This window comes from Microbacterium sp. CPCC 204701, assembly GCF_004010105.1.
Taxonomy (GTDB): domain Bacteria; phylum Actinomycetota; class Actinomycetes; order Actinomycetales; family Microbacteriaceae; genus Microbacterium.
In genome coordinates this window covers 1-5,741 of the sequence record NZ_RRYE01000193.1, presented here as the reverse complement: position 1 = coordinate 5,741, position 5,741 = coordinate 1, and the positions used below count along the sequence as shown (strand labels likewise).

6 protein-coding genes are annotated in these 5,741 nt (G+C 70.1%); 2 read left to right on the top strand and 4 right to left on the bottom strand.

Annotated features, from left to right (window positions below; all coding sequences use genetic code 11):
- The first annotated feature begins 83 nt into the window (after positions 1-83).
- A complete protein-coding gene (locus tag EIO58_RS11555; RefSeq protein ID WP_127819669.1) occupies positions 84-482 on the top strand; it encodes a DUF1304 domain-containing protein in 399 nt (132 codons plus the stop codon).
- A gap of 5 nt (positions 483-487) precedes the next feature.
- On the opposite strand, the gene EIO58_RS11550 is transcribed toward EIO58_RS11555, so the two are convergent.
- The 4 genes from EIO58_RS11550 to EIO58_RS11535 form a co-directional block, all read right to left on the bottom strand.
- Positions 488-1,105: a thermonuclease family protein gene (locus tag EIO58_RS11550; RefSeq protein WP_127819668.1), complete on the bottom strand. Its 618-nt coding sequence runs from the start codon at positions 1,103-1,105 to the stop codon at positions 488-490.
- A 48-nt stretch (positions 1,106-1,153) separates the two neighbouring features.
- The gene (locus EIO58_RS11545) at positions 1,154-1,561 is read right to left on the bottom strand and encodes a transferase (protein WP_127819667.1); all 408 of its coding nucleotides are present in this window, start codon (positions 1,559-1,561) and stop codon (positions 1,154-1,156) included.
- A gap of 132 nt (positions 1,562-1,693) precedes the next feature.
- Positions 1,694-3,070, bottom strand: coding sequence for an aspartate aminotransferase family protein (locus EIO58_RS11540; RefSeq protein ID WP_127819666.1), 1,377 nt, complete (start codon positions 3,068-3,070; stop codon positions 1,694-1,696).
- A 29-nt stretch (positions 3,071-3,099) separates the two neighbouring features.
- On the bottom strand, positions 3,100-4,668 hold the full coding sequence (locus tag EIO58_RS11535; protein WP_274543213.1) for a CoA-acylating methylmalonate-semialdehyde dehydrogenase: 1,569 nt from the start codon (positions 4,666-4,668) through the stop codon (positions 3,100-3,102).
- Between EIO58_RS11535 and EIO58_RS11530 the strand changes: the two genes are divergently transcribed.
- The coding region (locus tag EIO58_RS11530) for a PucR family transcriptional regulator ligand-binding domain-containing protein (RefSeq protein WP_240658764.1) at positions 4,619-5,741 on the top strand (1,123 nt) is incomplete at its 3' end. The genes EIO58_RS11535 and EIO58_RS11530 overlap by 50 nt on opposite strands.

Here is a 5,741-nt window from a genome sequence, read left to right as displayed (position 1 = left end):
CGCGGCATCCCGTCGCGGCTGTCGTCCGCCGCTCCTGCCCTTCGCCATATCGCTCAGCGTATCCCGGGCGCTATCGTTCGCTCATGATCGCGATCCTCGCCACCGCCTTCGCCGCGCTGGCGGCACTGCTGCACGTCTACATCTTCGTCATGGAGAGCGTGCAGTGGACGCAGCCGAAGATCTGGCGGCGCTTCGGCGTCGCCGACCAGGCGGCCGCCGAGACGACGAAGCCCCTGGCGTACAACCAGGGGTTCTACAACCTGTTCCTCGCGATCGGCACGGTGCTCGGCATCGTCCTCTTCCTCGCCGGCGCCGACGAGAGTGGCGTGCGCGCGGCGGGTCTCGCGCTCGTGCTGTTCAGCCTCGGCTCGATGGTCGCGGCGGCGCTCGTGCTGCTCACGACCGGCATGAAGTACCTGCGCGCGGCGCTCCTTCAGGGCACGCTGCCCCTCATCGGGTTCGTGCTGTACCTGTTCGCGTAGGCGGCTCAGCCGCAGGCGCCCCACCGGCCGGCACCGGATGCCTCGGCCTCGGCCTGCGCGCCGGCGAGAAGGTCGTAGAACGCGATGTTCGGCCATACGCGGATCGCCTCGGCGTCGCCCGCCGTGACGAGCTCGAGGTTCACGAAGCGCCCGTCGTCGGTCCACAGGTTCAACAGTCGCCGGTCGTAGTCGTCCCGCGTCTCGGCGTCGGGCATCGCCCAGACCGTCGATCCTTCGGGCAGCAGTTCGGCCAGATGCGTGCGGGCCTCGTCCGCCCAGCACTCCGGCGACGGTGTGCCCTCGGGGGTGTCGATGCCGATGAGGCGGATGCGTACGGGGCTCGACGTGGTCACGACGTCGTTCGGCTCCTGCATGCGGGCCTCGATCGTGTCACCGTCGTAGACGTACGTCTCGGTGAGCGGGAACGCGTCGCCTGGGCGCGACGGGATGCCGTCAGCCGGCGTTGCGGCAGACGAGCCCAGGGCAGACGCGCTCTGCGCCGGGTCGGCCTCTGCCCACGGCATCCGTCCGCCCGTCGTTATCCAGGCGACGGCGACGACCACCGCCAGGGCGGCGGCGAGAGCGAGGGACGCGCCGGTGCGACGGGACCGCCTGCATGTCATCGGGCCAGGCTAGCGGCGTCCGACCACCCGTCACGAGATCACACGAGATCAGGCGGCGAGGCGCAGTCCTCGGCGGTCGGTGGCCACGCGCTCGCCGTCGGCGATCGTCTGGTCGTCGCCGATGAGCGAGCCGCCGGCGACGCGGGCGTCGGTGCCGACCTGGGTGCGCACGCCGATCTTGGCGCGCGGTCCGATGGCCGCGCGCGGGCCGATGTGCGCGTGGGGAGCGATCTCGGCGTCGGGACCGATCACGGCATCCGACTCCACCCAGACGCCGCGGCCGACGTGCGCGCCCGCCGCGATCTGCACGCCCGGTTCGACATACGCCCCCGATTCCACGACGGCGCTCGGGTGCACCTTCGCTCCATGCGCGATCAGACCCCGGCCGTTGGCGTGCTTGCGATAGCGCAGCGTCTCGCCCCGGTCGTTCTCGATGTCGACGTAGTTCTTGCCCACTGTCCCCTCCTGCAGCCCCGCATAGGGCTGAGTTCATGGATAACCTTGGGTTCCGCCGTTTCATTCCCGCGCATCGGAACGATTCGGACTACCCCGTTGCGATATCGCGGATCGCGAGGTAGAGCCAGGGTTTCAGCGGGCGGCGTGCTCGTCTGCGGCTGCGAGGGCCCGGTCGATGACGTCGAGTCCGCGCACGAGCTCGTCCTCCAAGATGACCAGCGGCGGCGCGACGTGCACGCGGTTGAAGTGGGTGAACGGCCACACCCCGTCCCGCTTGCACGCCGCGGCGACGGCAGCGACGGGTGCGGCATCCGGCCCGCTCGCGTTGAACGGCACGAGCTGCTCGCGCGTCTGGCGATCCTTGACCAGCTCGATCGCCCAGAACAGGCCCATTCCGCGCACGTCGCCGACCGACGGATGCCGCGACGCCATGTCGCGCAGGCGCGGCTCGACCACGCGCGAGCCGAGGTCGCGCACGCGCGCGAGGATGCCGTCGCGCTCGAACACCTCGAACGTCGCGACGCCCGCCGCGCAGGCGAGCGGATGGCCCGAGTACGTGAGGCCTCCGGGAAAGGCGACGGTGTCGAAGTGCGCCGCGATGCGGTCCGAGATGACGACGCCGCCGAGCGGCACGTAGCCGGAGTTGACGCCCTTCGCGAAGGTGATGAGATCGGGCACGACGTCGAACGCCTGGACGGCGAACCACTCGCCCACGCGCCCGAACCCGACCATGACCTCGTCGGCGATGTAGACGATGCCGAAGCGGTCGCACAGCGCTCGCACGCCGGCGAGATAGCCGGCCGGCGGCACCAGTACGCCGTTGGTGCCGACGATCGTCTCGATCACGATCGCGGCGATCGTCGAGGCGCCCTCGAGCACGATCGTCTGCTCGAGGTGCTCGAGCGCACGCTGGGCCTCTTGTTCGGGGGTCGACGAGTGGAACGCCGAGCGGTACGGATAGGGCCCGAAGAACTTCGCGACAGACCCGTCGGCCGGCTCGTTCGGCCAGCGCCGCGGGTCTCCCGTCAGCGAGATCGCGGTCGACGTGCTGCCGTGGTAGCTGCGGTACATCGACAGCACCTTGCGACGGCCGGTCACAAGGCGCGCCATGCGCACCGCGTTCTCGTTCGCGTCGGCGCCGCCGTTGGTGAAGAACACCTTCTCGAAGCCGTCGCCCGCGACCTCGGCGATGCGCCGCGCGAGCTCGCCGCGCACGTCATTGGCCATCGACGGCTGGATCGTCGCGAGACGGCCCGCCTGGTCTTGGATGGCGTGGACGAGATGCGGATGCTGATGCCCGAGGTTGAGGTTCACCAGCTGCGAGCTGAAGTCGAGGTAGGCGTTGCCCGCGTAGTCCCAGAACGTCGAGCCTTCGCCGGCGGCGACGGGGAGCGGGTCGATGAGGGCCTGCGCGCTCCACGAGTGGAACACGTGCGCGCGGTCGTCGGCGCGCACGCGCGCATCGGCCTCGAGATCGGGCTGGATGCCGGGGAGAACGGTGTCGGTCATGTGGGGGAGTCCTTTGATCGACCGCGGGGTCAGTGGTTCTGGGGGAAGCCGAGGTCGATGCCGCGGGTTTCTGAAAGGTTGCGTGCGGCGGGGTTGAGCCATCGGGCGGTGACGGCCTTCTCGCGCGTGAAGAAGTCGAAGCCGTGGATGCCGTATGCCTTCGCATCGCCGAACAGCGACTGCTTCCAGCCGCCGAACGAGTGGTACGCGACGGGGACGGGGATGGGCACGTTGATGCCGATCATGCCGACCTCGACCTCGTTCTGGAAGCGCCGGGCGGCGCCGCCGTCGTTGGTGAAGATCGCGGTGCCGTTGCCGAACCGGCCGGAGTTGATGAGTTCGAGCCCCTCGTCGTACGAGTCCACGCGGACGACGGAGAGGACGGGGCCGAAGATCTCGTCCTGATAGGCGCGGGAGGTCGTGGGCACGCGGTCGAGGAGGGTGGGGCCGAAGAAGAACCCGTCCTCGTGCCCGTCGACGGTGAATCCCCGGCCGTCGACGACGACGGTGGCGCCGTCCTGCTCGGCGATGTCGACGTAGGACGCGACCTTGTCGCGGTGGATGTCGGTGATGAGCGGACCCATGTCGGGCTCGACCCCGTCGGCGCCGGCGCCGTTCCCGATGTTCAGCTTGCCGATGCGGTCGGCGATCTTCGCGACGAGCTCGTCGGCGACCGGCTCGACCGCGAGCACGACCGAGATCGCCATGCAGCGCTCGCCGGCGGCGCCGTAGCCCGCGTTCACCGCCTGATCCGCGACCAGGTCGAGATCGGCATCCGGCAGCACCAGCATGTGGTTCTTCGCGCCGCCGAGCGCCTGCACGCGCTTGCCGTGGCGCGATGCGGTCTCGTAGATGTATTGCGCGATCGGGGTCGACCCCACGAACGAGATCGACTGCACGTCGGGCGAGGTCAGCAGCCCGTCCACAGCGAGCTTGTCACCCTGCAGCACGGTGAACACGCCGTCGGGAAGCCCGGCCTCCCGCCACAGCTGGGCGAGCCACAGCGACGCGGACGGGTCCTTCTCGCTGGGCTTGAGCACGACGGCGTTGCCGGCGGCGATCGCGATCGGGAAGAACCACATCGGCACCATCGCCGGGAAGTTGAACGGGCTGATGATCCCGACGACCCCGAGCGGCTGCTTGATCGAGTACACGTCGATGCCGTTCGACGCGTTCTCGGAGTACGCGCCTTTGATCAGGTGCGGGAACCCGCACGCGAGCTCGAGGACCTCCTGCCCGCGGAGGATCTCGCCCATCGCATCGGAGCGCACCTTGCCGTGCTCGGACGTGATGATCTCGGCCAGCTCTCCCTTGCGGGCGTTCAGCAGCTCACGGAACGCGAACAGCACCCTCTGCCGCCGCGCGACGGAGTAGCCCGACCACACCTCGAAGCCGCGCACGGCCGACGCGATCGCGGCATCCGCCTCCGCCTGGTCGGCCAGCGCCACCTGCGCCTGGATCGCACCCGTCGCCGGGTTGAAGACCGGCGCAGTACGGCCGCTCGCGGATGCGCGCTCGGCGCCGTCGACCCAATGGCCGATCACGCGCATGGCGGCGTCGGGTCTCGTGTCGGCGATGGCGCTCGCGGCGATGGTCATGGGTGGTCTCCTGTTGCTCGGACAGATCGTGTGGCGATCACGTAGGCTGGGCGGATCCCAGAATGGCAGAGAGGATGAGGCGATCACCGTGCTCGACCGTCGCGAAGATCCGGCGATCCAAACGGATCGTCCGAGTGGCAGGCTCGCCGACGAGATGCTGCCCACCCTGCGCGAGGTGATCGCACTCGACGCGGTGGCCCAGGGAGTGCCGGAGGTGCTCGTCGGCGACGACGCGCTCGATGCCCGCGTGCGCTGGCTGCACGTGTCCGACAGCGCGGGCGTCGCGCGCCTGCTCGATGGCGGCGAGCTGCTGCTGTCGACCGGATCGTCGTGGCCCGCCGAACCCGCCGACCTCCGCCGCTTCATCGGCGAGCTGTCGGACGCGGGCCTGTCGGGTCTCGTGCTCGAGCTCGGAACGCACTACCACTACGTGCCCGCGGTCGTGGTCGAGGCGTCCCGAGAGCGGGGTCTCGCCCTGGTCGTGCTGCACCGCGAAGTGAAGTTCGTGACCCTCACCGAGGCCGTGCACAACCGCATCATCACGGGGCAGACCGACGCGCTGCGCGCTCGCGACGAGGTGCGCGAGCGCTTCACGGCTCTCGTGCTGCGCGGCTCGCCGGCCGACTTCATCGTGGATCAGCTCGCGCAGACGCTGAGCGCCCCCGTGATCCTCGAGAACCTCGCCTACGAGGTCGTCGCATCCGAGGTGCCGCTGGGGATGGAAGAGGAGCTCTTCACCGAGTGGGAGCTCCGCTCGCGCTCTGCCCATCGACGCGCAGAACAGCGACGAGAGCAGGGCGCGGCACCGGGCACGGAAGACTGGCTCATCGTCCCGGTCGAGGCACGAGGCATCCGCTGGGGGAATCTCATCGCGCTCCCCGGCCCGGAGCATCCCGCCGGACGCACCGCCGTGCTCGAACAGGGCGCCATCGCCCTGGCCGTCGGGCGCCTCGCCGACGGCGACTCGGACGAGTGGGCGAGCATCAGCCGGCGTCGGCTCGTCGACGGCCTCCTCTCCGGCAGGTTCGCCGGCGTCGGCGGGGCCGCCGCGCGCATCGAGGCGGCCGGACTGC

Bases quoted from the DNA above. Each gene is read 5' to 3' on its own strand.
- EIO58_RS11550 (WP_127819668.1), bottom strand. From the start codon at position 1,105: ATGACATGCAGGCGGTCCCGTCGCACCGGCGCGTCCCTCGCTCTCGCC.
- EIO58_RS11540 (WP_127819666.1), bottom strand. From the start codon at position 3,070: ATGACCGACACCGTTCTCCCCGGCATCCAGCCCGATCTCGAGGCCGAT.
- EIO58_RS11555 (WP_127819669.1), top strand. From the start codon at position 84: ATGATCGCGATCCTCGCCACCGCCTTCGCCGCGCTGGCGGCACTGCTG.
- EIO58_RS11535 (WP_274543213.1), bottom strand. From the start codon at position 4,668: ATGACCATCGCCGCGAGCGCCATCGCCGACACGAGACCCGACGCCGCC.